This is a genomic window from Microbacterium sp. MPKO10 (genome assembly GCF_026107415.2).
GTDB lineage: Bacteria > Actinomycetota > Actinomycetes > Actinomycetales > Microbacteriaceae > Paramicrobacterium.
Map to the genome: position 1 here is coordinate 253,831 of NZ_JAPCHX010000004.1, position 26,362 is coordinate 280,192.

The following is a 26,362-nucleotide window of genomic DNA, read 5'->3' on the forward strand; positions in this document are numbered from 1 at the left end:
CTGACTCAGCGAACAGTGACGTCAATCGGCTCGGAGGCAGGCTTCGGAGCGGTCACAACGTATGCCGACACCGCGCTCGAGCCCGTATAGTTCACAGCCGCCGTCACGGGCGCATCGGGAGTGACAGTCACGGGTCCCTTCAGCTGGTGCGTCTTGGAGGCGCCCGGGTCGATCGTCACCTCGTCGTCTCCGATGGTCACCGTCGCGGCGTCCGTACCGGGATTGTGCACGACAAGCGTGCGGCCGGGGCCGGATGCCGCGTCGACGACGAATGGCGCGTCGAGTGTGTCGGCGGCGGCGAACCAAGCGAAGTCACCGCTCTTGTCAGCGGCGACGCTCGTGCGAGCAGCGGCGACGACGGGGCCAGAGGCCTCAATCTGGATGCTGTAGCGGCCGGGCTTCACGTCGGCCAGCGGATATTCTCCGACCGCTCCGGCGGCAACGTCGACGACGATCGTCGAGACCTCATCGCCCGCCTCGTCTCTCACTGTCGCAGTCACGTGTGTGGCGGTGTCTCCGGGCGCGTAGAGGCGCAGCGACGGCCGTCTGTCGTCGTATTCTTGGGTGTCGATCTCGGGCTGACCCTTGTAAACCTGAACACCGGGGATCGTGACGTTCTCAGACGGCGCGGCGCTTCGGCCAGCCACCTCGACGCCTGCCGGCACCAGTCCCCGGATCGACGACTGCTGCACCCACGCCTGAATGTCAGTTCCCGTGCTCGTGACGTGAACGACGGGCGTGACGGTGTTTGGCGCGATCCCGGCGAGCGAGACGGCCTTCTGCGTGCCGGCCTCGACAAGGACGTCGAGCCCCGTCTGACTGTCGACGGCACCGTTCTCACCGGCGACCTCGATGTCGACCGTCGCATCGACACCTGTCGGGTTGTTGAGCATGACGAGGCTCGTACGCCCGACGTCCGTCGATCCCGCGACAAACCACATGTCCGAGCTCGATTCCTGGCATTCCGCGGCGGCGAGACCGGCAATGGTGTCGGTGCCGACGGACTGGATCTGGCTCGCTCCCATCGTGCCGGTGCCTGCCGGAAGCGTGAGCACGGTGGGGCCCGACGCATCCGGTCCGACATCGGGTGCCGTCAGCGAGGTGTCCTCGATCGATTCGCCATCTGAGGTCGAGGAAGCGATGGTCGCCGTTCCCAGCTCAGTGAGCGCCGTCGCGGCGCTGGCATCCTGCCCGACCTCGAGCAGGCTTCCGGGACACACCCGCACCTGATCAGCGGCCTCGGGCGTGACAGAGACCGGATCGGCAATGGCTCGATAGCTCGGCGGCTCGACGAGCAGCGCGGCGGACACGACAGCGGCGAGACCCACAACGGTCACGCCACCCGCCGCCATTCGGATGCCGAATCGCATCTGCCTATTCACGGGCGTCCTCCTCACGATCGGCGGTGTCTTCGGGCTCGCTGCTCGGAACCTCGCTCACGGGATCGACGCCCGGCAACGAGACCACGTCTGCCCACTCCGGCTCCGCCTCGGCATCGGGGTCCGCAAGGAACCCGTGGTCATCGGGGACGTCCCGCACGACCATCCCCTCGCGCGCATAGCGGCTCCCCACCGTGCGCGGACTCATGCGGGCCGCTTCACGCGAACTCGTCGTGGGAATCGCGACGAGAAGCGCGATCAACGTCATGAGGATCAGCGCGGCAAGCGAGAGCACGGTGCCTGCGGAACGCACGTCCCCCGGCTCACGGCCATCGACAGCATCCGCCGTCCGCCACAGGGTACCGACATCGGTGACGCCGACGTTTTCAAGCTCGTCGTTGGCGTCCAGCGCCGTCTCTGCGCGCGCGGCTACCGCTTTTGCCTCATCGCTCGCCGAGTCCGGCGTGGGCGCGAGAAGAACGAATTCGATCCCCTGCTTCTGCAAGTCGGGCGCGAATGCGTGCCCGCTCACCGAAACGATATTGCCTGTGAGCTGCGCAAGGTCGCCATTTTCGTCCGCCAGAAGCGAGCCGGTATTCACGAGTGTCGACTGACGGTCGAGAAACTCCCCATCCCCGCGGATGACGGTGGCGACGATCGCTCCGTCGTCTCCCGGAGTGATGCGCAGGGTGCCCAGTCCCGGTTCATCGGCCGCGGCGGCTGTGACGTAGGCGGGCAGCGTGCGGCCGTCGCTCGAGGTCACCGCACCATGACCCAGCGGAACCATCAGCACGGCGGGTGCAGCGACGACAGCGACGGCAACACCGGCGACGATCGCGGGGATCCAGCCGCGCGTACGCAGGCTGTCACACGCCGACACAGCTGCCCCGACGAGGCCGAGCCAGACGAGGCTGAGTGCCGTCCCCGGCCAGACCGTCGTCGCCTCAGCGCCGACAAATGTCACGGCGATATGCGTGTCGACCACTGCCGTCGCAAAGCCGAGTGCGGCGATCGCCCACAGCCCAATGCCGCGCCGCGCTCCAGGCAGGAAGAGCCCGACAAGCCCCACAAGGGCGACGAGCCCGACGAGAACGGGAACGCCGTTCGTCACCCACAGGGACGCCAGCCCCAGATCCGACGCGGTCTCCTGCCAACCGCCGTAACCCGACTGCGGAAGACCAAGCAGCAGGTCGGTCACGGTGACGTCGGGCGATGCAAGCGGTTTACCCGGGTCAGCGAGGAGCGCAAACCAGCGTCCGCCCTCCACGCCCTGCTGCCAGACGAGCGGTCCGAAGAGCGCGATTAACGGCGCAGGAATGAACAGCACACGACCGAACCGCGCCCGGGAAGCCACGAGTGCGACGAGCCAGAGCACGAGGAGTGCCGGCACAAGGGACGGCGCGCAGGCTGCGACCAGGGCAAGCAACAGGGATGCTGCGGCGGCAGCGCCCCATGAGCGAGACGCCACGACGCCCGCCGAGAAGAGCAGGGGCAGCAGAATATGGGCGATCACTGCGGCGGGCCGTCCCTCAGCAAGAGCGATGAGGAACGTCGGCGAGAGAGTCCACGCGATAGCTGCGAGATTGCGGTAGCCACTGCGTTCTGTGAGCCGCGTCGCCGCGAACCAGCCGGTCAAGGCTGCGAAAGGAAGCGCCAGAATCCAGAGAATGACGATTGCGGACGAGGGGTGCCAGAACGTGAGGGTTCCCATCAGAGCCAGCACGACGGCAAACGGGTCGGCCGCCCCCACGAACCCGTCCCCGACGCTGCGCCAGCCATAGCCGATGTTCTGCCACAGCTCCCGCACGTCGCCGCTCAACGGGAGGAGTCCGCCACCGGCGAGCGTCGAAGCGGGAACGAACTTCACGAAGAGGATGCCGCCAACGACGAGGGCGGCGAGGATGATCCATGCTCCTCCCCCGGTAAAGAAGCGCAGATCGCCGCGCTCGACGGATCCGATGGGCACGCCATCTTCGCGCTCCAGGCGCTTGCGCCGCGCGAGTTCGCGCCCGGACATCTTGAGGTTCGCTAGAGACGACCAGCCCACCTCCTTCGCTGCTGCTAACCGGCGTCGTGCGGTGACGACCCGGGTACCGCCGAAAGCCACCCAGGCGGCTGCACGAAACTCTGCAGCGATCAGCTCGGGCTGCTTGCGGATGAGCAGGCCCACCGAGCGGACGATCGCGAGCGGCACCAGAAGCAGCCAGTGCAGAACCATCCATACACGCGGGGCATAGACGAGTCGGCGATGCAGCTCCGCCGTTCTCGCGAGTCGAGCGCGGCGCTGTTTGACTCTCCAGCGCCGGGAGCGAGGGGCACCAGCGATGCCGTCCCCGGACACCGCGACAACAGCACCCGGTGCGAGCACAACGCGTTTTCCCGTGAGGCGGGCGCGGATGCAGAAGTCGAGGCCGTCGTCGATCGGGCCGAGCGCCGGGTCAAAGCCTCCCACGTCACGCCACACGGTGCGGCGCACGAGCATGCCAGGCGAGCCGACGGCCAGAACATCGCTCAACGTGTCATATTGCCCCTGGTCCAGCTGGTCTTCGACGAACGGAACAGTCGTGCCCCGCGTCGTCACGGTCTCGCCGATCCCCCTCAGCCGCGAGTCATCGTTCCAATCGACGAGTTTGGGGCCGGCGACGGCAGCCGAGGGAGCTGTCTCGAACCGCGCGAGCAACAGGCCAAGAGCGTCCTCGCGGGGTGCGTTGTCTTGGGCCAGGAGCCAGAGGAAGTCGTCGTCGCCCCGGGGATCATCGAGCGTGCGCTCACCCTCGGCGAGCGCACCGCCGAACGTCAGTTGCTCTCTCGTCGTCACGAGCCGGTCAACGTGTCGCTCCTCAAAGAGCTGCCTGACCTCGTCTGAGGCATCGAACGCTATCGCGACGACAGCGTCAGCACGACGGGTCTGCGCGTCGAGCGCGTCGAGCGTGCGTCGCAGGTGCTCGACGTCACGATGTGCGACGACGAGTGCAGTGACTCGTGTATCCATATGGGCTCAGCTTATGTTGCCCGGTGCGCGAGACCGGTGCGGCACGCCCACGCGCAGATGCGAAACGCCGACGAGCACTGTGCAACGTCGGCGTCACGCTCCGCAATGGCCGAACGTGTCAGCTTGCCCGCTTCTTCAGCCGTCGGCGTTCGCGTTCGGACAGACCGCCCCAGATGCCGAAGCGCTCGTCGTTCATGAGCGCATACTCAAGACACTGTGACCGCACCTCGCAGCTGTCGCAGATGCGCTTCGCGTCGCGCGTTGAGCCGCCCTTTTCAGGAAAGAACGCCTCTGGATCTGTCTGCGCGCACAGCGCATCTGCCTGCCATGCCAACGGATTGTCATCATCGACGTCCCGTCGAACTCCAGGGACCCCCAACTGAATCGGGTCAACGAACCAGTCATCGGGAACTCCGGAACGATATTCTGGCATTGCCATATCGTCTCCCCACCTTGTGTTACCCGCAACACGCCGTTTGGCGCGTTCAATAAATTACACCCCTGTAATTCGATTCGGTCAAGTCGCAGATGGTAAACCCTCAACCCTCCCTCGAGGGTTTACGACTCACCGCGAGTTCTCTCACTGCGCTGTACGGCGGGCACTCCAGGCGCTCTCGACCATCTCGGCGAGGCTGTGCCGCATGACCCAGTCGAGGTCACGGGCCGCGCGCTCGCCCGTCGAAACGATCCGTGCGGGGTCTCCTGCGCGACGGGGAGCGATCTCCGGGGTGAAGTCGATGCCCGTCACCTCGGCGACTGTCGACATGATCTCGCCGACGGAGACGCCGTCCCCCGATCCGAGATTGTACACGGGCTCAATCGTGTCACCGGCGTCGAGCCGTGCGGCGGCGGCCACGTGGGAGGTCGCCAGGTCGGCGACGTGGATGTAGTCGCGCACGCACGTGCCATCAGGCGTCGGGTAGTCGTCGCCGTTGATGCGCGGGGTCTGCTCGCCGAGCAGCGCATCGAAGACCAGAGGGAACAGATTGTGCGGGCTGGTGTCATACACGTCGTCGTAGCCGGAGCCGACAACGTTGAAGTAGCGCAGTGACGTGTGGGCGAGGCCTGTCGCGATCGCCTGGTCTCGCAGCATCCATTCACCGATGAGCTTGGATTCCCCGTAGGGCGACTCGGGTGCCTTGGGCGTGTCTTCGGTCACGATGTCGACGTCGGGAGTGCCGTAGACGGCGGCGCTCGATGAGAAGACGATCTTGCCGACGCCGGCATTCTGCATGGCCTGGAGGAGGACGGCTGTGCCCGTCACGTTCTGCTCGTACGTGTGCAGCGGCTTCTGCACCGACACCCCGGCATACTTGAAGCCGGCAACGTGCACAACGCCGGTGATGCCATGCGTGGCGAACGTGCCCTCGAGAAGGTCCTGGTCGAGAATGGACCCGTTCACGAATGGCACGTCGTCGGGGACGAACGTGTCTCGGCCGCTGGAGAGATTGTCGAGAACCACAACGTCGATTCCCTCGGCGATGAACGCCCGCACGACGTGCGCCCCGATATATCCGGCGCCTCCAGTGACCAGCCAGGCCATATGTCCTCCTTCGAATTCGTCCGGGGCCGATGCCCCGCAACGAGCATAGCGACGTCGGGGTTCCGCAGCCACACGCCGTAGACTGGAGAGCTATGTCGTTTTCGATCTCGTACCCGCCCGAGCTGCCCGTCAGCCAGATGCGCGACGACATTCAGGCAGCGATCAGGGATCACCAGGTGGTGATCGTCGCCGGAGCGACGGGATCGGGCAAGACCACCCAGCTTCCCAAGATCTGCCTCGAGCTCGGCCGCACGTCGATCGGCCACACCCAACCGCGTCGGCTGGCCGCACGCACGATCGCCGAGCGAGTCGCCGACGAGCTCGGCACCGACATCGGGCAAACCGTCGGCTACCAGGTGCGGTTCACCGACCGGGTCTCGAAGGACACGCGCATCAAACTGATGACGGACGGCATCCTGCTCAATGAGATCCACCGCGACCGGATGCTGCGTGGCTACGACACGATCATCATCGACGAGGCGCACGAGCGCAGTCTCAACATCGACTTCCTGCTCGGCTATCTGAAACGGCTCCTCCCGAAGCGCCCCGACCTCAAGCTCATCATCACCTCGGCGACCATCGATCCGGAGAGCTTCTCACGGCACTTCGATGACGCACCGATCATCGAGGTCTCGGGGCGCACCTACCCCGTCGAGATCCGGTATCGCCCGCTCGTCGCGGATGGCGACGGCGAAGACGAGGCAGAGGATGAGGACGACGATGACGCACACTCATCGACAGACGAGCGGACCGTCGTCGACGGCATCACTGATGCCCTCGACGAGTTGTCCCGCGAGTCGAACGGCGATGTTCTGGTCTTCCTCAGTGGCGAAGCCGAGATCCGGGATGCTGCTGACGCGCTGCGCTCCCGGTATGCGGACGAACGCGGCGGCACCACCGAGGTGCTCCCCCTGTACGGGCGGTTGAGCTCGGCCGACCAGCACAAGGTCTTCCAGCCCTCGCAGCTCGCGGGCGTGAAGCGGCGGATCGTCCTCGCCACGAACGTCGCCGAGACGAGTCTGACCGTCCCCGGCATCCGCTATGTCATCGACGCCGGGACCGCCCGCATCTCCCGCTACAGCGTCCGGTCGAAAGTCCAGCGGCTGCCCATCGAGGCAATCTCGCAGGCCTCGGCCAATCAGCGCTCCGGACGTTCGGGCCGCACGAGCCCCGGCATCGCGATCCGCCTGTATTCCGAGACCGATTTCGACAGGCGCCCGGAGTTCACGGAACCCGAGATCCTGCGCACGAACCTCGCCGCGGTCATTCTGCAGATGGTCTCGCTCGGGCTCGGTGAGATTACCGCGTTCCCGTTCCTCCAACCGCCGGATTCGCGCGGCATCAAGGACGGCACCGACCTGCTGACCGAGCTGGGCGCGCTGAAGCGCGCTTCCGGCGATGACCTGACGCTCACCAAGATCGGTCGTGATCTCGCGCGGCTGCCGATCGACCCACGATTCGCTCGTATGGTCGTCGAGTCGAAGCGGTGGAGCACGTCACGCGAGGTTCTGGCGATCGTCGCAGCACTCACGATTCAAGACCCACGCGAGCGCCCGCTCGAGAAACGCCAACAGGCCGACGAGCTGCACGCGCGGTTCACTGACTCGACGAGCGACTTTCTCACCCTGCTCAACCTCTGGAACTATCTCGAGGGCACGCAGCGAGAGCTCTCGTCGAGCGCATTCCGGCGCATGTGCAAACGGGAGTTCCTGAACTATCTGCGCGTGCGAGAGTGGCAGGACGTGTATCGCCAGCTGAAGCGCATGGCCCGGCCTCTGGGCCTCACGATCGGCGAGCCGGCTGTGAATCCTGACGGCATCCACCGGTCGCTTCTGGCGGGACTGCTCTCGCACATCGGCCTGAAGGATGCCGCGGCAGCTTCCGCGCGGGCGTCGAAATCGAAGAAGAGCACGCAGGGTCCGCCCAAGAAAGGCGATTACATCGGTGCGCGAGGCACCCGTTTCGTGATCTTCCCCGGTTCCGCGCTTGTCAAGAAGCAGCCCACCGCCATCATGAGCGCCGAACTCGTCGAGACGAGCAGGCTCTTCGCACGCACGAACGCGGCGATCGACCCGGCCTGGGCTGAGAAGATCGCGGGGGACCTTTGCAAACGCACTTATTCCGAACCGCACTGGGAGAAGAAGCAGGGTGCCGTCGTCGCGTACGAGAAGGTGACGCTTTTCGGCGTGCCCATCGTGCCGAGGCGCCGGATGCAGTATGCCCGCGTCGACGCGGCGCTCTGCCGTGAACTGTTCATCAGGCACGCGCTCGTCGAGGGCGAGTGGGACTCCCCGCAGCGTTTCGACGAGGCGAACACGGCGCTGCGTCACGAGCTCGCGCAGGTCGAGGAACGCACACGCCGGCGCGACATCCTGTTCGACGATGAGGCGGTCTTCGAGTTCTACGACGCCCGCATCCCGTCAGATGTCGTGTCGACGCGCACGTTCGAAGGCTGGTGGCGGAAGACCAGGCAGAGCACACCGGATCTGCTGACGATGAGGCCGGACGACCTGCTTCCGCAGGACGTCGCGACGGTTGACGAGACGGCATTTCCCCCGACGTGGCGGCAGGGCGACCAGACGCTGTCGCTCAGCTACCGATTCGAACCAGGCAGCGACGACGACGGCGTCACCGTGACCGTTCCGCTCGCGCTCCTCCCCCGGCTCTCACCCGCTGGCTTCGACTGGCAGGTGCCCGGCCTGCGCCACGAGCTCGTGACGGCGCTGATCAAGTCGCTCCCCAAGGCGCTGCGGCGCAACATTGTGCCGGCAGCCGATTGGGCGTCGAAGCTTCTCGACGAACTCCCCGAGGCTCCGCCCGAACCCGAGTCGACGGATGCTGACACGCTCACCGCATCGCTCGCGATCGCCGTGAAGCGTCTGGCGTACATGCCGATCGAGGCGAGCGACTTCGATATCGATCGGGTGCCAGCGCACCTGACGATGACGTTCCGCGTCGTCGACGAGAAGGGACGGCATGTCGCATCGTCGAAAGATCTTCGCCGGTTGCAGAAGCGGCTCGGCTCGCGCATGCGCGCCAGCGTCGCCCGGGCGGCGACGACGCACGCACCGAACCGCATGGAACGGTCGGGACTGACCACCTGGGATCTCGACGAGCTGCCACGCTACATCGACACCACGCAGCCGGCCGGCGTGATCCGCGGGTATCCGGCGCTCGTTGACGACGGCAACAGCGTCTCGATTCGCATCCATGCGTCCGAGACCGACCAGCGCAGGGCGATGCCGGGCGGAATCCGAAGGCTACTCACGTTGGCCACGCCCAACCCGGCGTCCTACGTGCAGTCGCACCTGACGGCCGCCGAAAAGCTCACCTTGGGCGCGAGCCCGTATCCGTCGACGCAGAAGCTCTTCGATGACTGCCTGCTCGCGGTGATCGACGATGTGCTCGTGCGCATGCATCCAGACCGCATGATGTTCTCGAAGGCGCAGTTCGAGGCCGTGCGCGATCGCGTGTCTGCCTCGGTGATGGACGCCATGTTCGACACCGTCTCGTTGACGGCGCGCACGCTTGCCGCCGCGCGCGACGCTCAGAAGGCGCTTTCGCGGGCGACAAGCATGACGGTTCTGCCGGCGATCAGCGATGCCAAGGCGCAGCTTGACGGTCTGGTCTTCGACGGGTTCGTCTCCCGGACGGGCCGGGAGCAGCTGCAGCATCTGCCGCGCTATCTCGCGGCGATCGCGTATCGCGCGCAGAAACTGCCGGACAGCCCGAACCGCGATCGCACCTGGATGCTCGACGTGCAGAGAGCAGCCGAGAAGTTCGAGAAGGCCGGCGGCAGCATCCCGCTCTCCCCTGATGCCCCGGCCCGGATCGTTCAGGCCCGATGGATGCTGGAGGAGCTGCGTGTCAGCATGTTCGCACAGCACCTCGGCACGGCGTATACGGTGTCACCTCAGCGCATCCAGAAGGTTCTTGCGGGCTAGTCCCCCGTGGCGACCGGGCGATCCGCGTGGTTCGACCACTGGCTCCAGGATCCGGGATAGACAGCGGCCGGCACACCGATCTCGTGTAGCGCCAGCGCCGTGTGTGCCGCTGTCACCCCCGAGCCGCAGTAGGTGCCCACCTCGGCACCGGGTTCGACGCCAGAGCGGTGGAACACGTTCTTCAGCTCGTCCACGTCTGCAATGCGTCCGTCCCGAAGGTAGGCGGCGGCGGGAATGTTGCGGGCGCCGGGGATGTGCCCGGCCCGCGGGTCGAGGGGCTCGGTCTCGCCGCGAAAGCGCTCGGGTGCTCGTGAGTCGATCAGCATCCCGTCGGCGCCGAGGGCTGCCGCGTCCGCCATCGTCAGGGTCGGACGATGCCCCGCGCTGAGAGTCACATCGCCCGCTTCGACGGTCACCGTGCCGGTCTCGAGCGGGTAGCCAGCCGCCTGCCAGGCATCGAGGCCACCGTTCAGCACCCGTACATCACCGAGCCCTGCCCAGCCGAGCACCCACCAGGCGCGAGCAGCCCCCATGGTGTTCCACGCGTCATACGCGACGACGGTGTCTCCCGAATGGATTCCCAGGCGTCGCGCCGTGCGCTGCAGGTCGTCAATGTCTGGCAGCGGGTGCCGTCCCTCTGTCGCAGGGCGTCCGGAAGCGGCCAGATCCGTGTCGAGGTCGACGTACACCGCTCCGGGCAGGTGACCGCGCAGATAATCGTCCCGTCCATCGGGCTTCGCCAGACTCCAGCGCACATCGAGCAGCCTGACGGGGCTCTCGCCCGCACAAAGCCCTTGCAACTCGTCAGCATTCAGAAGTGCCGAAGTCATTCGTGCCTGCCTTTCACGTGCCGTTCGTGCGGCCCTCAGCGCCGCCGCAACGTCAGAATCTGCTCGGCTCTCGCGAACGGCCCGGCCTCATCGTTCAGAATGCTCGAGGTGAGCCCGACCCCGTCTGGACCGTACTGCTGCACACCGTCGATGCCGAGCCAATCGCCCCGCGGCAGCCGGTGCACGTGGATCTGCAGGTCCACGTTGGGAAACAGGACAGTCTGCGGATCCGCGCGTGCCGAGAGCCCGTTCGCGGAATCCGTGAGACGCACGAGGTGAGCCAATGGTGACACCTCACCCGAATCGACAAGCGGATGCTGCGACCGCAGCCAGGCCTGCCGCGCACCGGGCCGCGGCTCACCTACCGTGTAAAACTCGAGGGACGCAATATACCCGCCCGGCCACGGCGCCATGCCGTCCCACGCAGAGGCCTCGGCGACGGGAGGCAGCGGAGCATCCTCCGTCCCGGCGATGTCCGCGGTGTCTGATGTCGCGAGCAACCACGCCCGCGCTGAGATCGCTGTGCGATCGCCGCAGAACATGTCCGCCTGCACGAGCTCGATGGTGCGTCCGGGCCGCAGCACTTGCGTGCGCACCTCGAACGCCCCGCCGTGGATGATGCCGTAGATCTCGAAGCTCAGGCGTGCGATGCGCATGCCCTCACGTCCGAACTCCCTGTCGATCACGTGGGTGAGCAGCGCAGACGCCGGTGCCATGTGCTGCTCGTGCTCGTTCCAGGCACCTTGCGCGTGGATCGTCGATTCGAATGTCAACCCGCCGAGGTCGCGGTAGTACGGCTCTGTCATCGGTGTCAGTCTGCCACGTTCCCCGCATGACGCGGGCGGATGCTGTCGTGCATGCGACAGCATCCGCCCATATTCGCTCCTGGCGTCCTGGTCTCTTAGAAGTCCCAGTCCTCGTCTTCCGTCGACACGGCCTTGCCGATCACGTACGACGATCCCGAGCCCGAGAAGAAGTCGTGGTTCTCGTCGGCGTTCGGCGACAGGGCCGAGAGAATCGACGGGTTCACGTCGGTCGCCGTCTTGGGGAACATCGGCTCGTATCCAAGGTTCATCAGCGCCTTGTTGGCGTTGTAATGCAAGAACTTCTTGACGTCCTCGGTCAGGCCGACGCCGTCGTAGAGGTCTTGCGTGTACTGCACCTCGTTCTCGTAGAGCTCGTACATCAGGTTGAAGGTGTAGTCCTTCAGCTCCTGCTGCTCGGCCGCTCCGAGCTTCTCGACGCCCAGCTGGTACTTGTAGCCGATGTAGTAGCCGTGCACGGCCTCATCGCGGATGATCAGGCGAATGAGATCCGCCGTGTTGGTGAGCTTGGCACGGCTCGACCAGTACATCGGCAGATAGAAGCCCGAGTAGAACAGGAACGACTCGAGCAGCGTCGAGGCGACCTTGCGCTTGAGCGGTTCGTCGCCACGGTAGTAGTCCATGATGATCGCCGCCTTGCGCTGGAGGTTCTCGTTCTCCACAGACCAGCGGAACGCCTCGTCGATCTCCTTGGTCGAGCACAGGGTCGAGAAGATCGACGAGTAGCTCTTCGCGTGGACGGACTCCATGAAGGCGATGTTCGTGTACACCGCTTCCTCGTGCGGCGTCACGGCGTCGGGGATGAGCGAGACGGCGCCGACGGTGCCCTGAATGGTGTCCAGGAGCGTCAGGCCGGTGAACACACGCATCGTGAGCACCTGCTCCTGCTCGTTGAGGGTGTTCCACGACTGTACGTCGTTCGACAGCGGCACCTTCTCGGGGAGCCAGAAGTTTCCGGTGAGACGGTGCCACACCTCGACGTCTTTCTCGTCCTCGATGCGGTTCCAGTTGATGGCCTGCACCTGGTCGACCAACTTCAACTTCTCGGGAGGGGTCACGGGTTTTTACTACCTTTCAGAGATAACGGGCTGATCACAACATGCAGGAGACGCACTCGGAAACGTCGGTGCCCTCCAGAGCCAGCTGACGCAGGCGGATGTAGTAGATCGTCTTGATGCCCTTGCGCCATGCGTAGATCTGCGCGCGGTTGATGTCGCGGGTCGTCGCCGTGTCCTTGAAGAACAGCGTCAGGGACAGCCCCTGGTCTACGTGCTGGGTCGCGGCGGCATACGTGTCGATGATCTTCTCGTAGCCGATCTCGTACGCGTCGGTGTAGTACTCCAGGTTGTCGTTCGTCATGAACGGAGCCGGGTAGTACACGCGGCCGATCTTGCCTTCCTTGCGGATCTCAATCTTCGAAGCGATTGGGTGGATGGATGATGTGGAGTTGTTGATGTACGAGATTGACCCCGTCGGCGGGACCGCCTGGAGGTTCTGGTTGTAGATCCCGTGCTCCTGCACGTCAGCCTTGAGTGAGAGCCAGTCTTCCTGCGTGGGAATGTGCACGTCGGCGAAGAGCTCGCGCACGCGCTCGGTCTGAGGCTCCCACACATGCTCGGTGTACTTGTCGAAGAACTCGCCCGAGGCGTATGTCGAGTCGGCGAATCCGTCGAATGTCTCGCCGCGCTCCTTCGCGATCGCGTTCGATGCGCGGAGCGCGTGGAACAGGACCGTGTAGAAGTAGATGTTTGTGAAGTCGATGCCCTCGTCGCTGCCGTAGTGCACGTGCTCGCGGGCAAGGTAGCCGTGCAGGTTCATCTGGCCGAGGCCGATGGCGTGCGAGCGGTCGTTGCCGTCTTCGATGGAACGCACAGAGCTGATGTGGCTCTGGTCAGACACAGACGTGAGCCCGCGGATCGCCGTCTCGATGCTCTTGCCGAAGTCAGGCGAGTCCATCGTGAGCGCAATGTTCTGCGACCCGAGGTTGCACGAGATGTCTTTTCCGATCTGGTTGTACGACAGATCGCTGTTGTACGTCGTCGGCGTGTTGACCTGCAGGATCTCCGAGCACAGGTTCGACATGTTGATGCGGCCCTTGATGGGGTTCGCCTTGTTCACCGTGTCTTCGAAAACGACGTACGGGTAGCCCGACTCGAACTGAATCTCGGCGATGGTCTGGAAGAACTCGCGCGCATTGATCTTCGTCTTCTTGATGCGCGAGTCGTCGACCATCTCCTGGTACTTCTCACTCACCGAGATATCGCCGAACGGCACACCGTATACCCGCTCGACGTCGTACGGCGAGAACAGGTACATGTCCTCACCCTTCTTCGCGAGATCGAATGTGATGTCGGGGATCACGACGCCGAGGGAAAGAGTCTTGATCCGGATCTTCTCGTCAGCGTTCTCGCGCTTGGTGTCGAGGAAGCGCAGGATGTCCGGGTGATGCGCGTTGAGATACACGGCGCCGGCACCCTGACGAGCGCCAAGCTGGTTCGCGTAGCTGAACGAGTCCTCGAGGAGCTTCATCACGGGGATGATGCCGGACGACTGGTTTTCGATCTGCTTGATCGGCGCGCCAGACTCGCGGATGTTCGACAGCAGTAGAGCAACGCCTCCACCACGCTTCGACAGCTGCAGTGACGAGTTGATGCCGCGCGAGATCGACTCCATGTTGTCTTCGATGCGCAGCAGGAAGCACGACACGAGTTCGCCGCGCTGGGCCTTACCCGTGTTGAGGAATGTCGGCGTCGCGGGCTGGAACCGGCCGGAGATGATCTCTTCGACCAGGTCGATGGCCAACTTCTCGTCGCCCTGGGCGAGACCGAGCGCCGTCATCACGACGCGGTCCTCGAAACGTTCGAGGTAACGCTTGCCGTCGAAGGTTTTGAGCGTGTACGAGGTGTAGTACTTGAACGCGCCGAGGAAGGTCTGGAACCGGAACTTCTTCGAGTAGGCGAGGTCGTTGAGCTTCTGGATGAACTCAAATGAGTACTGGTCCAGAACCGCCTTCTCGTAGTATTCCTTCTCGACCAGGTAGTCGAGCCGTTCTTTCAGCGAGTGGAAGAAGACGGTGTTCTGGTTGACATGCTGCAGGAAGAACTCGCGGGCGGCTTCTTTGTCCTTGTCGAACTGAATCTCACCGTCCGGCCCGTACAGGTTGAGCATGGCGTTGAGCGCGTGGTAGTCCATTCCGCTCTCCGTCGGGATCGCGTCGGTCAGTGTGCTTTCCAAAATTGGTCCAATCCATCGTGAACGACGTTCACGTCGTCCTGTGTTCCGAAGAGTTCGAAGCGATACAGCGTCGGCACTTTGCATTTGGCCGAGATGATGTCGCCGGCCAGGCAGTACGCCTCGCCGAAATTCGTGTTTCCCGCCGCGATGACGCCCCGGAGAAGGCCCCGATTCTCCTCGTCGTTGAGGAATCGGATGACCTGCTTCGGAACGGCGCCTCGGCCGTTTCCTCCGCCGTAGGTCGGCGTCACGAGCACGAAAGGCTCGTCAGCGTTCAGCGCGGGTTCCTTCGCGTACAGCGGTATGCGTGCGGCGGGTGCCCCGAGCTTCTCGACAAAGCGGTGCGTATTCCCCGAGATGCTTGAGAAATAGACCAGCCGAGTCATTGTGCGTCACCTCCCATGACGATGTGGGCGCGACGGCCGTCTGGTGCCGCCACGCGATGCACGGCACCGACGGGACGATTAGCCGAGGCGCTCGGCGAGCTCGCTGATCTTGTCGGGGCGAAACCCTGACCAGTGCTCGTCATCGGCGATCACGACGGGTGCCTGAAGGTAGCCGAGAGCCTTGACCTGCTCAAGAGCCGATTCGTCTTCGGAGAGGTCGTGAACCTCGTACTCGAGGCCCTTGCTGTCGAGCGCTCGGTAGGTTGCCGTGCACTGAACGCATGAAGGCTTGGTGTAGACCGTGATTGCCATGTTTGAAGACCTTTCCCTACCTAAAAATCTCGTTGTTTCCCGGCATTCCCCCGCCGGGCTTCCAATACTACATATAGTTCTCTGTTTTGAGCAGAACCCCTAGGGCTAGTAGTTACAGGTGTGTAGTTTTCCACCGAACTTTCCACCGATTTCGACGAGTTATCCACCGTTTATCCACGGATCGTCCCTCACCGAATACAACGCTGAAATGCGCGAATACCTGCCCTTTCTCCCCTGGGAATCTGCTCACCATCCACAAGTTAAAAATTAAGCCCACCCACTGACATTCTTTGGGCGTGTCGGCGTGTCGCGAGACACCACCATGTGTCGCTCGCAATCAACTTCCGAGCCGCTGAAACACCGTGGCGCGGGGTGCCTCATCGGCTCACCGCTGGTCGCGCGATTCTGAGGCGGGATGCTGCCGCTGGAGCTGACCTCTCTTGAGCACCAGACGCAGCGTCACGCAAACACGGGGCACACCTTCGCCACGTCACGTATCGGCCGGAGACGCATTCCTCCACGCCACGACACCTTCGGGGGCGCCGGGACACAGCCGAGGGGATCGCGACTCAGGACAGGGTCGCGACTGCACACCCGTGAACCACTCGCGCCCTGCGCCCTCCGGTTGCTGCTGCCAGGCTTTCGCGGGTGTGATGCGTTCTCAATACCCGACACAGAGCAGGTACGGATTCTCTGGCTTCAGATCAGGCGACGCCTTCGACGGCGAGCCGCGATGGCGCAGCCCCGCGGGCCGGACGCAGCTCGCTGATCATCCGTTCGCATGCCCTGCTGCTCTGTTGGTCTTCGGAGAAATCGAAGCCGTGAACTCGAGCGTCGGCATCCTCGATGGCAAGGAGCGGGTGCACGACGTCCATTCCTCGAGCGTGTAACGAGCGACGAAGCCGCCGGGTGAGCCTCTTGGCCTGCCTGCCGTATGTCACGAGGCCTGTGCGCTTGCCGTTCCACTCGCTGCTGAGGTAGTCGATGGCATTCCGCACGACGGGCGAAAACCCGTCGCCGTACGCAGGGGCTACGAAGATGACAGCGTCCGCGGCAATGACGCGCTCGCTCCATGCCCGAGAATGCGCATGAACGTAACCTTGACGGGGATGCGGCTCGTTCATGAACGGCAGAGCCTCTTCCATCAGATCGACGAAGTCGACGGTGACATCGGGAGCGTCCGAGAGGACGTCATTTACCCAGAGGGTGATCGGGAGGGCGACACGGCCCGGCCGTGCGCTACCAAGGATGAGCATGATGCGGCGGGAGCGCTCGCGGGGGTATTCGGATGGGGTCGACATTGTCTCACTCTTCTGAAGAGATGATGTGGGAAGGAACTGGGGCTACCGGCTAGGGACCGGCATCTACCATTCTGGGATGATCGCCGTCAAATTTCTCACCCCAGTAATGGGGGAAACTGAGCTTTCTTCAGGTATATGACGGAGAAGCTCCCACTCCGGATGCTGTCCCCGAGTGCGAGCATGGGACTGTGGTGTCGGTGCCACCATCTCGCCCATCACGACCGAGGAGGTTCCCTATGAATGATCTGCTGCCCGATGCACTGCTTGAGCGCGTCCGATCACGTGCGGCCGACTATGACAGAAACAACGAGTTTTTCGACGACGACCTGGTCGACCTGGTCGATGCGGGATACCTGAAAGCCTTCGTACCGCACGAGTACGGCGGGCCAGGCCTCACGCTCGTCGAGGTGTCACGGCTGCAACGCCGCCTGGCCGCCGCCGCACCGGCCACGGCACTTGCCGTCAACATGCATCTCATCTGGACAGGCGTCGCCCGCCAGCTCCATGACAGCGGCGATGCTTCTCTCGACTTCGTCCTCGAGGGAGCCGCGCACGGTGAGATCTACGCGTTCGGCATCAGCGAGGCGGGGAACGATCTTGTCCTCGTCGGATCCAGCTCCGACGCCAGGCCGGACGGTGACGGCGGCTATGCGTTCTACGGCACGAAGATCTTCACTTCACTAGCACCCGCCTGGACGGTTCTGGGAACGATGGGTCTCGACACGACATCGGCAGACGCGCCCAAGGTCGTCTACGGCTTCGTCCGCCGCGAGAACGGCGGTTTCACGATCAAGGACGATTGGGACACGGTCGGCATGCGGGCGTCGCAGAGCCGCACGACAGTGCTGGAGGGTGCGCACGCACCAGCGGATCGCATCGTTCGTCGTCTCACCCCGGGCCCGAACCCGGATCCGCTCATCTTCGGAATCTCGTCGAACTTCCAGCTCCTCGTCGCCAGTGTGTACACGGGCATCGCCGAGCGCGCCCTCGAACTCGCCATCGAGACGGCGCAAAAACGCACATCACGGCAGGCCGGCGGAGCCGCCTACTCGGACGATCCGGTCATTCGCTGGCGCGTCGCCGACGCATGGATGGCCATCGACGCCATTCCCGCGCAGATCGAACGTGCCGCAACGGATATCGCCGAGGGCGTCGACCACGGAGCGTTCTGGTCTCCCAAGCTCTCGGCGGTCAAGGTGCGCGCGACAACCATGGCACGGGAGGTCGTCGACCAGGCGATCACAATATCCGGAGGGGGAAGCTACTTCTCACGGAGCGAACTCGGTCGCCTGTACCGGGACGTGCTGGCAGGAATCTTCCACCCGTCGAACTCGGATGCCGCCCACAAGGCGGCTGCGGGTGCGCTGCTCGGCCCCGTCTCGGACGGGTGAGTCCGTCGGCCCACCATCTTGACCAGCGCCTCGCGCAATCGCACGATAGAGCTATGGGCGACGAAGAGCAGACGGGCGGCGACCCGGCATGCTGGCTGAGCAATGTATGCACCGAGTGCGGCGCGTTCAACGACGACGAGTCAGAGACGTGCTGGCGCTGCGGCGCTGAACGCCTGGACGCCTGACAAGACGACGATCCGTCAGCGCTTGGAGAGGATGTGCGCCGGGATGCCGAACGAGAGGCAGACCAGCAAGATGCCCGCAAAGAAGATCGCTGCTTGGAACGCAGCGGCGTTGAAGGCCACACCGAAGAGGAAGAGCCCGACGACGAAGAGCAGGAACGAAATGATGAAGCCCATATGCATCATCATATCGGAGCACGGTCGCCCTCGAAGCCACAGCGGGGCGCGGAAGCATTTTCTCGACGCAAATGAGTGACAAATAGCTCTGATCGGAGCAAGATGGGCCCACTGCCACTCATATGCAGAGGGGGGACGCATGTCAACGTCATCGAATGCCGGGGAAAACAGCGAACCAGCCGCCGAGTACGCCGCACCAAGCGTCGAGTCGCCCGAGGGCCGCAAGACGATCAGGCGGGCCATCGCGGCATCCGCCATTGGAAACGCCACTGAATGGTATGACTACGGTGTCTATGCGGTCGCCGTCACGTACATCACGGCGAACTTCTTTACGGGCGGAACTGTCTGGGCACTGGCGACGTTCGCGATCTCATTCCTGGTCAGACCTCTCGGGGGCCTGGTCTGGGGTCCCCTCGGTGACCGCCTCGGGCGCAAGGCCGTTCTCGCACTCACCATCATCATGATGGCCGGTTCGACGACAGTGATCGGCCTGCTGCCGAACGTCGATACGATCGGCATGTGGGCACCGGGGCTGCTGATCTTCCTGCGCATGGTTCAAGGGTTCTCCACGGGCGGCGAATACGGAGGCGCCGCAACGTTCATGGCCGAGTACTCGCCAGACAAAAAGCGGGGATTCTTCGGCAGCTTCCTCGAGTTCGGCACCCTCTTCGGGTACGCGCTCGGATCTGCGTTCGTCCTGGTGCTGAGCCTCATCGTCGGCGAAGACGCGATGATGGAATGGGGCTGGCGCATCCCCTTCCTCCTAGCTGCGCCCATGGGACTCATCGGCGTGTATCTGCGCAGCAAGATGGAAGACACCCCTGTGTTCCGGGAGATGGAGAACGCTGAGCAGCTCGAAGGTTCTGCGATGCGCGACCTCAAGGCGCTCGTCCTCGATTACTGGCGTCCGCTCCTGACGATGGGTGGCCTGGTCATCGCCCTCAACGTCACAAACTACACGCTGCTCACCTACATGCCGACGTACCTCGAGACGCAGATCGATATGAGCAAGGATGGTTCGCTCATCCTGATCATCATTGGCGAGGTGTGCATGATGGCGATCATTCCGTTCTCCGGCCGAATCTCCGACACCGTCGGTCGACGACCGATGTGGGCGGTGTCGCTCATCGGGCTCATCGTCGCTGCCATACCGATGTACATGCTCATGGGGACCGGGTTCGCGGGCGCACTCGTCGGCTTCGGCGTCCTCGGCATCCTGTACGTGATCCAGTTGTCGACGATTTCGGCAACGTTCCCGGCGATGTTCCCCACACAGGTGCGCTATGCGGGCTTCGCCATCACCTACAACGTGGCGACGGCTCTCTTCGGTGGCACCGCCCCCGCCGTCAATGAGGCGCTCATCGATTCGACGGGCAACCTACTCGTTCCCGCGTTCTACATGATGGCGGCGTGTGCTGTTGGATTGGTCGCCCTGAAGTTCGTGCCCGAGACGGCCGGGGCGTCGATCAGAGGTACTGAGATTCCGACCACAGAGGTTACGGTGATCAACGACTCGGGGTCCTCGACCTCCTGACGGCGTCAGCGGCGGCACCCGGGCTCGGGGGCCGCCGCTGTCCGTTCCTTCAGGCTACGCCGAGACGTCGTCGCGGTGTCGGGCGCTCACGATGAGTTCACCGTCGTGCACGGTCACACTGATACTCGCCCCGTCACTCAGCGAATCGGCGACGAGTAGTTCGGCAATGCGGTCGTCGACCTGTCGCTGGATGAGGCGCTTCAGCGGGCGAGCCCCGTACTCGGGCTCATATCCCCGTTCGGCGATCCAAGCGACAGCGGCATCGTCGATCTCGAAGCCGAGTCCCTGACCAGCCACGCGCTCCTCCGTGCGCACGAGGAGCAATCGCGTGATCTCGTGAAGCTGCTCGGGCTCGAGCTTATGGAAGAGCACGATCTCGTCGATGCGGTTAAGGAACTCGGGCCGCATCGACTCGCGCAGACGGCCCATGACCCGCGCTCGCACGTCAACCTCCTCATGACCGTCGGCCACGAAGCCGATCGCCCCGTTCCTTGTCGACAGAAACTCAGAGCCGAGGTTTGACGTCATGATGATCACGGTGTGACGGAAGTCGACGGTCCGACCCTGTCCGTCTGTCAGCCGCCCATCATCCAGCACCTGCAGCAGCAGGTTGAAGACATCCGGATGCGCCTTCTCGATCTCGTCGAGCAGGATGACCGAGTAGGGGCGCCGGCGGACGCGCTCGGTGAGCTGACCCGCCTCGTCGTACCCGACGTATCCTGGCGGGGCGCCGACAAGTCGCGAGACGGTGTGGCGTTCGCCGAATTCGCTCATATCGAACCGCACCATGGCGTCGTCTGTACCGAAGAGAGATGATGCCAGTGCCTTCGCCAGCTCGGTCTTCCCCACGCCGGTCGGGCCGAGGAAGAGGAAGCTGCCGACGGGTCGACGCTCGTCGCCCATGCCGGTGCGGCTGCGTCGCACGGCGCGCGCGACAACCTCAACAGCATCCCGCTGCCCGACGACACGCTCGTGAAGTTCGTCTTCAAGATGTGACAGCCTGACCCGGTCGTCGTCGCTCACGCGGCTGACCGGAATGCCCGTCGCACGCGAGATCACGTCGGCGATGTCTGCCTCGCTGATCGTCGGCTTCGCGGATGCTGTCGCATCGTCGATCGTCGCCACGGTCTCGGCGATCTGATCGCGGATGCGCGACGCCGACTCGTAGTCTTCGCTTTCAACAGCCTCGCCCTTCGCCGCTTCGAGCTCGCCCAGCTGGGTTCTCAGTGCGTCGATATCCACGACTCCCCCACCCGCGAGCCTCTTGCGCGCACCCGCCTGATCCATGAGGTCGATCGCCTTGTCCGGCAGGAACCGGTCGGTGACGTAGCGGGCCGAGAGCTCAACGGCGGAGCGTACGGCCTCGTCCGTATATGTCACGGCGTGGAAACGTTCGTACGCGGGTTTGAGCCCCTCGAGGATCGCCACGGTGTCGTCAATGCTGGGCTCACCGACGGTGACCGGCTGGAATCGGCGTGAGAACGCGGCGTCCTTTTCGATCGTGCGGTACTCGCTCAGTGTCGTCGCACCAATCAGGTGCAGATCACCGCGAGCCAGACGCGGCTTCAGGATGTTACCGGCATCCATTCCACCGTCTCCGCCTCCCCCGGCACCGACCACCGTGTGCAGTTCGTCGATGAACACGATCAACTCGTCACTGCGCTCGCTGATTTCGTCCATCACCGTCGTCAGGCGCTCTTCGAAATCGCCGCGGTAGCGGGTTCCACTGAGCATCGCCGCCACGTCGAGCTCGACAACGCTCTTGCCGCGCAACTGCACCGGCACATCATCAGCGGCGATCTTCTGGGCGAGGCCCTCCGCGACGGCTGTCTTCCCGACTCCCGCCTCCCCGATCAGCACCGGGTTGTTCTTCGTGCGCCGTGACAGGATCTCCACGGTCTGCTCGATCTCCTCGTGGCGCCCGATCACGGGGTCGAGCCTGCCGTCGCGCGCCTCGGCCGTCAGATCCCTGCCGAACTTCTCAAGCATGGGGCTCTGCGAAGAGCCGGTGTCCTCTGTCGATGTCTGAGCGGGAGCCTCGCCATTGGCGACAGCCTGCAGCGCGGCTGGCGTCACACCGGCCTTCTGCAGGATCGCACCGGCCGGGGAGTCCTCCCCGAGCACGAACGCAAGGAACAGGTGTTCAGGGTCGACGTATGTTGAGCCGAACCCGCGTGCCACCTGGTAGCCGTCGATGAGCAGTCGCCGAGCGGAGGCCGTCAACGACGGCAACTGCTCCGCCGTTGTCTCGTGCGAGGCCGGCATGCCCTGCTCGGCTGCCTGTGCGATCGCCTCCGGGTTGGCACCCGCACCGCGGATCGCGTCTGCCGCCGGAGATTCCTCAGCCATGACCCGCAAGATATGCAGGCCATCCACCTCGGAGTGCCCGTGTTCCATGGCGAAGCGCGCCGCAGCGTTGAGGACGTCGTGCGTGCGTCGACTGAGAAGCCGGGTGATATCGATCGAGCGGCTGGATTGCGCGGCTTGCTGCCCGCGAATGTATCGCGCCACAAACTCATCGAACGAGCGCGGGTCCGAGCCGATGGGGCCGAAGTATGCAGCCAATGTGCTGACCTCCAGGTTGAAACTTGAGTGCCTTTGACTCAATTTAACGCGTCGGCATCCGATTCATTCCCGCTCCCGGAACCTTTTTCCCGACTCGGCGTGACAACGATAAACTGGACGCTCATTCGTGCCCAGCATCCGGGCCCCGACTCCCCGCACACGCAGTCCCACAAGGAGGACGGTGACGACCACGCACGCCTCAGACCGATTGGGAACGGACGCCCGAATCGCCGCGCGCGCCGCTGAGCGTGACGGGGCACGCGCGTCGATCGCCCGCTATTACTCGCTCACCAAGCCGCGAGTCCTCTTTGCGAATGCTCTGACGGCTGTCGCCGGGTACTTCCTCGCATCGGCGGGTCGATTCGATCTCTGGGTGTTCGCCAGCGTGACGGTCGGGAGCACACTAATGATCGCCTCCGCCTGCGTTCTCAACAATGTTCTCGATCGCGACATTGACGCGATCATGCAGCGCACTCGAGCGCGGGCAACGGTCAGCGGAAGCGTGAGTGCTGTGCGCGCCGTCGTCTTCTCGGTCGTTCTCGGTGCTCTCGGCATGGCCGCACTCGCGATCGGCACAAACGGCGCCGTCATGCTGGCCGGCGCCATCGGCTTCGTCACATACGTGGTTCTTTACGGGATGCTGTCGAAGAGGCTGTCCGTCCACGGCACCCTCGTCGGCAGCGTTTCCGGGGCGATTCCGATCCTCTCCGGATATCTCGCGGCGTCCGGGCGTCTCGATGTCGGAGCGGTCATCGCCTTCGCAATTCTCTTCCTCTGGCAGATGCCGGCCTTCTACTCGATCTCGGTCTACCGGCGCGATGAATATGCCCGCGCGGGAATACCCGTGATCTCGGTGGCGAGGGGCATCCGCGCCACGATCTTTCAGATTCTGATCTACACTGTGGCGTTCGTCGTCGTCACCCTGCTTCTGCCACTGTCCGGCCTGGTCGGCATCGTCTACTCGGCGGTGATGGGTGTGCTCGGACTCGGGTGGATCTGGCTGGGCATTCGAGGCCTGCGCGCCCGCACACCCGAGGTCTGGGCGCGTCAGATGTTCCGCTTCTCGATGATCATGGTGTTGGCGATCTGTCTCATGGTTTCGGTCGGCCCGCTCCTCCCCTAAGAGATGATGCCGGCAGCCCGCGCCGGTTCTGCGTAGGCCCGGGCAAGACTCGCGACGGTCTCGTGCGCATTGAGTCCGCTCGGGTTGGGAAGCACCCACAGCTCCGCCCCCGCAATCGTCTCATCCTGCTTGCCCGCCCGCGCCTTCGGGCGCGCGAAGCCCTGCCGATACGCCGTAAGGCCGACGATCGCCACGACACGGGGACTCCACCCCAAGACCCGCTTCTCCAGTGCTCGTGCGCCGTCGCGCAGTTCGGCGCGTGAGAGCTCATCCGCTCGGATCGTCGCGCGATTGACGAGATTGGAGACTCCAAGCCCGGCCTGCGTGAAGCGCCTCCGATCGCCGGCATCGAAACCGTCTGAAAATGTTGGGCACGCGTCGAAGATCCCCGCTTCGCGGAGGGCGGGATAGAACCGATTGCCGGGGTGCGCGAATGGCGTCTGCGTTGCCGCCGTCCACAGTCCGGGGTTGATGCCGACGAAAAGCAGCCGGATGCTGTCGCCGACGAGATCGGGGACGGCGGCGTCCCGGAAAGATTCGAGCGTGTCGCGATCAATCCCCATCCTCGTATTCTCCCGTACTCCGTCAACGTGCCAGCACGAGATGCGCGGGGCCCTGCCGCGCGCAAAGAACACGGCGCTCACATTCACTATTGGTATTGATTCTCATTTTCAGTATAGAATCGCGTCATGCTCCTGCACGACCGAGAGATCGCGACAGCACAGTGGCCGGCCGAGCCACCGGCGACTGCACGGATCCTTCGCATCGGCTCCCCCATCGCCGCGTCACTCGGCCTGATGCTGATCGTGCTTCTCGCCGTGTCGATCGGCCCGGTTTCGCTCTCGCCCGGCACCGTTCTTCACGCGCTCGGCGGGCTCGTTGTGCCGTCAGCATCCGCGCCCGCGGCATCCGACCTTCTGGTCAGCGAGGTGCGGCTACCCCGCGTCGTTCTTGCGGGGCTCGTGGGTGCCGGTCTGTCTGTCGCCGGGGTCGTCATGCAGGCGCTCTTCCGTAATCCCCTTGCAGAACCAGGCATCACCGGGGTCTCCAGCGGTGCCGCGGCCGCAGCCGTCATCGCTATCGTCACGGGGATCAGCGCTCTTGCCTGGTGGATGCTGCCTCTCGCGGCTTTCGTCGGGGCCCTCGTCTGCACAGCCATTGTCCACGCAATCAGCAGTGTCAGCAGAGGGCGCAGCTCCACGATCATTCTCGTGGGCATTGCGGCAAATGCCTTTCTCGGCGCTCTCGTCTCCGCCGTCCTCGCAAACGCACCAGATGCCGCTGACGTGCAACGCGTCACGTTCTGGCTGAACGGCGATTTGACGGCAGCGACCTGGAGCGACGTGGCCATCGCCGCGATCGGGATTCCCCTCGGCGCGATCATTCTGCTCGCTCTTGCACGCTCTTTCGACCTCATGAGCCTTTCGGATGCCCAAGCGGCCAGCACCGGAGTGAATGTCGGTCTCGTGCGGCAGTCGGCCCTCGCCCTCGCCGCGCTGGTCACCGCCGCGGCTGTCTGCGTCACCGGCGTCATTTCGTTCGTCGGGCTCGTCGTGCCACACCTCGTGCGGCTGCTCGTCGGACCTCGGCACACGCGTCTGATGTGGCTCTCCGCACTGAGCGGAGCGGCATTCCTGATCATCGCCGATCTCGTCGCCCGGATGCTGTTCACACCCGTCGTGCTGCAGACGGGCACCGTCACTGCGTTCGTGGGCGCTCCCGCACTTCTGCTGCTTGTGCTGCGATCACGGAGGAGTCTGCAATGACGACGCTCGACATGGCTGTCGCGTCTGCGATGAGGACTCGTCGCGACCTGCGCGGCACCGACCTCACCGCCCAGTATGCGAAGCATCCGGTGTTCTCAGACGTCTCCATCCGGCTGAAGCCTGCTGCCATTCACGCTGTCATCGGGCCGAACGGAGCGGGAAAGACGACTCTTCTCGCCACACTCGCGGTGCTGCACCGGGGCGCATCAGGCACAGTCATGATCGGCGATGAGCGGGTGGCCGACAGCTCCCCGCGTGACCGTGCGCACATCCGTGCACTCGTGCCGCAGGATCACGATCGCCACTCGGGGTTCACCGTGCGCGAGCTCGTTGAGCTGGGACGATTCGCTCACAGGCGCCCGTTCTCCGCCCTCACTGACGACGACCGCGACGCCGTTGACACGGCGCTCGCGCAGACCCGCCTCTCACCACTCGCTCACCGATCGCTCGACACGCTCTCCGGCGGGCAACGTCAGCTCGCGTTCATCGCGAAAGCCTTAGCCCAGCGTTCCGAATATCTGCTGCTCGACGAGCCGCTCTCCGCCCTCGACCCGCGGCACCAGCTCGACGTGATCTCGACGCTCCAGACCTGTGCCGCAGACGGAATCGGCATCGCAGTCGTCCTCCATGACCTCACACTGGCTGCGCGCATCAGTGACACGCTCACCGTCGTCGCCGGCGGACGCGTCTATGACAGCGGTGACCCGGCAGAGGTCCTCACGCCCGACATGCTCGCGGACGTTTATGGCGTCCGCGCCGCCGTGCACATCGACCCAGACACGGGGACGCCCAGCGTCACACTCCTCGGCGCAATATCGAGCTGACTCAGCATCCGATTTCAGCCGTTTCAACCCATCACCCGCAATAGACAAGGAATCA

General features: G+C 64.3%; 21 protein-coding genes. 7 read left to right on the top strand and 14 right to left on the bottom strand.

What is annotated here, in order from left to right:
• Positions 1-5: 5 nt before the first annotated feature.
• The 4 genes from OK352_RS09370 to galE form a co-directional block, all read right to left on the bottom strand.
• Complete coding sequence (locus OK352_RS09370; protein WP_265141208.1) at positions 6-1,382, bottom strand: DUF5719 family protein; 1,377 nt, start codon at positions 1,380-1,382, stop codon at positions 6-8.
• A complete protein-coding gene (locus OK352_RS09375) occupies positions 1,375-4,371 on the bottom strand; it encodes a glycosyltransferase family 2 protein (protein WP_265141209.1) in 2,997 nt (998 codons plus the stop codon). Before OK352_RS09375 ends, OK352_RS09370 begins: the two co-directional genes overlap by 8 nt.
• 118 nt (positions 4,372-4,489) lie before the next feature.
• Positions 4,490-4,810 (bottom strand): WhiB family transcriptional regulator, encoded by a 321-nt coding sequence (locus tag OK352_RS09380; RefSeq protein ID WP_265141210.1) that lies wholly within the window; start codon positions 4,808-4,810, stop codon positions 4,490-4,492.
• A 141-nt stretch (positions 4,811-4,951) separates the two neighbouring features.
• Complete coding sequence (gene galE / locus OK352_RS09385; protein WP_265141211.1) at positions 4,952-5,914, bottom strand: UDP-glucose 4-epimerase GalE; 963 nt, start codon at positions 5,912-5,914, stop codon at positions 4,952-4,954.
• Between the two features lie 92 nt (positions 5,915-6,006).
• Between galE and hrpA the strand changes: the two genes are divergently transcribed.
• Positions 6,007-9,858 (top strand): ATP-dependent RNA helicase HrpA, encoded by a 3,852-nt coding sequence (hrpA, locus tag OK352_RS09390; protein ID WP_265141212.1) that lies wholly within the window; start codon positions 6,007-6,009, stop codon positions 9,856-9,858.
• Here hrpA and OK352_RS09395 read toward each other — a convergent pair.
• From OK352_RS09395 to OK352_RS09425, 7 genes are all read right to left on the bottom strand, one after another.
• Positions 9,855-10,688 (bottom strand): sulfurtransferase, encoded by an 834-nt coding sequence (locus OK352_RS09395; RefSeq protein WP_265141213.1) that lies wholly within the window; start codon positions 10,686-10,688, stop codon positions 9,855-9,857. The genes hrpA and OK352_RS09395 overlap by 4 nt on opposite strands.
• Positions 10,689-10,723: 35 nt before the next feature.
• Complete coding sequence (locus tag OK352_RS09400) at positions 10,724-11,494, bottom strand: thioesterase family protein (protein WP_265141214.1); 771 nt, start codon at positions 11,492-11,494, stop codon at positions 10,724-10,726.
• A 95-nt stretch (positions 11,495-11,589) separates the two neighbouring features.
• Complete coding sequence (nrdF, locus tag OK352_RS09405; protein WP_265141215.1) at positions 11,590-12,570, bottom strand: class 1b ribonucleoside-diphosphate reductase subunit beta; 981 nt, start codon at positions 12,568-12,570, stop codon at positions 11,590-11,592.
• Positions 12,571-12,604: 34 nt separating this feature from the next.
• On the bottom strand, positions 12,605-14,704 hold the full coding sequence (gene nrdE / locus OK352_RS09410) for a class 1b ribonucleoside-diphosphate reductase subunit alpha (protein WP_265141216.1): 2,100 nt from the start codon (positions 14,702-14,704) through the stop codon (positions 12,605-12,607).
• Between the two features lie 26 nt (positions 14,705-14,730).
• Complete coding sequence (gene nrdI / locus OK352_RS09415) at positions 14,731-15,132, bottom strand: class Ib ribonucleoside-diphosphate reductase assembly flavoprotein NrdI (RefSeq protein ID WP_265141217.1); 402 nt, start codon at positions 15,130-15,132, stop codon at positions 14,731-14,733.
• Positions 15,133-15,210: 78 nt separating this feature from the next.
• Entirely contained in the window at positions 15,211-15,444 is a 234-nt protein-coding gene (gene nrdH, locus OK352_RS09420) for a glutaredoxin-like protein NrdH (protein ID WP_166981061.1), read from the bottom strand.
• Between the two features lie 704 nt (positions 15,445-16,148).
• Positions 16,149-16,745, bottom strand: a complete 597-nt coding sequence (locus tag OK352_RS09425) for an NADPH-dependent FMN reductase (RefSeq protein WP_265141218.1) — start codon at positions 16,743-16,745, stop codon at positions 16,149-16,151.
• Positions 16,746-16,981: 236 nt separating this feature from the next.
• Between OK352_RS09425 and OK352_RS09430 the strand changes: the two genes are divergently transcribed.
• The gene (locus OK352_RS09430) at positions 16,982-18,136 is read left to right on the top strand and encodes an acyl-CoA dehydrogenase family protein (protein ID WP_265141219.1); all 1,155 of its coding nucleotides are present in this window, start codon (positions 16,982-16,984) and stop codon (positions 18,134-18,136) included.
• 53 nt (positions 18,137-18,189) lie between these two features.
• Entirely contained in the window at positions 18,190-18,321 is a 132-nt protein-coding gene (locus tag OK352_RS09435) for a hypothetical protein (protein ID WP_265141220.1), read from the top strand.
• Positions 18,322-18,336: 15 nt separating this feature from the next.
• Here the strand turns inward: OK352_RS09435 and OK352_RS09440 are convergent, their stop codons facing one another.
• Positions 18,337-18,495 (bottom strand): hypothetical protein, encoded by a 159-nt coding sequence (locus OK352_RS09440; protein ID WP_166981055.1) that lies wholly within the window; start codon positions 18,493-18,495, stop codon positions 18,337-18,339.
• 139 nt (positions 18,496-18,634) lie between these two features.
• Here OK352_RS09440 and OK352_RS09445 point away from each other — a divergent pair, with 139 nt between their 5' ends.
• Positions 18,635-20,029: an MFS transporter gene (locus OK352_RS09445; protein ID WP_265141221.1), complete on the top strand. Its 1,395-nt coding sequence runs from the start codon at positions 18,635-18,637 to the stop codon at positions 20,027-20,029.
• 54 nt (positions 20,030-20,083) lie between these two features.
• On the opposite strand, the gene OK352_RS09450 is transcribed toward OK352_RS09445, so the two are convergent.
• Positions 20,084-22,594 carry an ATP-dependent Clp protease ATP-binding subunit gene (locus OK352_RS09450; protein ID WP_265141222.1) on the bottom strand — a complete coding sequence of 837 codons (2,511 nt, stop codon included), beginning with the start codon at positions 22,592-22,594 and terminating at the stop codon, positions 20,084-20,086.
• A gap of 181 nt (positions 22,595-22,775) precedes the next feature.
• Here OK352_RS09450 and cyoE point away from each other — a divergent pair, with 181 nt between their 5' ends.
• Positions 22,776-23,717, top strand: a complete 942-nt coding sequence (cyoE, locus tag OK352_RS09455) for a heme o synthase (protein WP_265141223.1) — start codon at positions 22,776-22,778, stop codon at positions 23,715-23,717.
• Here the strand turns inward: cyoE and OK352_RS09460 are convergent.
• The gene (locus OK352_RS09460) at positions 23,714-24,280 is read right to left on the bottom strand and encodes a mismatch-specific DNA-glycosylase (RefSeq protein ID WP_265141224.1); all 567 of its coding nucleotides are present in this window, start codon (positions 24,278-24,280) and stop codon (positions 23,714-23,716) included. The two genes, cyoE and OK352_RS09460, sit on opposite strands and share 4 nt — an antisense overlap.
• A gap of 126 nt (positions 24,281-24,406) precedes the next feature.
• Between OK352_RS09460 and OK352_RS09465 the strand changes: the two genes are divergently transcribed.
• Together OK352_RS09465 and OK352_RS09470 are read left to right on the top strand one after the other, a co-directional pair.
• On the top strand, positions 24,407-25,483 hold the full coding sequence (locus tag OK352_RS09465) for a FecCD family ABC transporter permease (RefSeq protein WP_265141225.1): 1,077 nt from the start codon (positions 24,407-24,409) through the stop codon (positions 25,481-25,483).
• Positions 25,480-26,307: an ABC transporter ATP-binding protein gene (locus OK352_RS09470; protein ID WP_265141226.1), complete on the top strand. Its 828-nt coding sequence runs from the start codon at positions 25,480-25,482 to the stop codon at positions 26,305-26,307. The genes OK352_RS09465 and OK352_RS09470 overlap by 4 nt, the downstream gene beginning before the upstream one ends.
• Positions 26,308-26,362 lie beyond the last annotated feature (55 nt).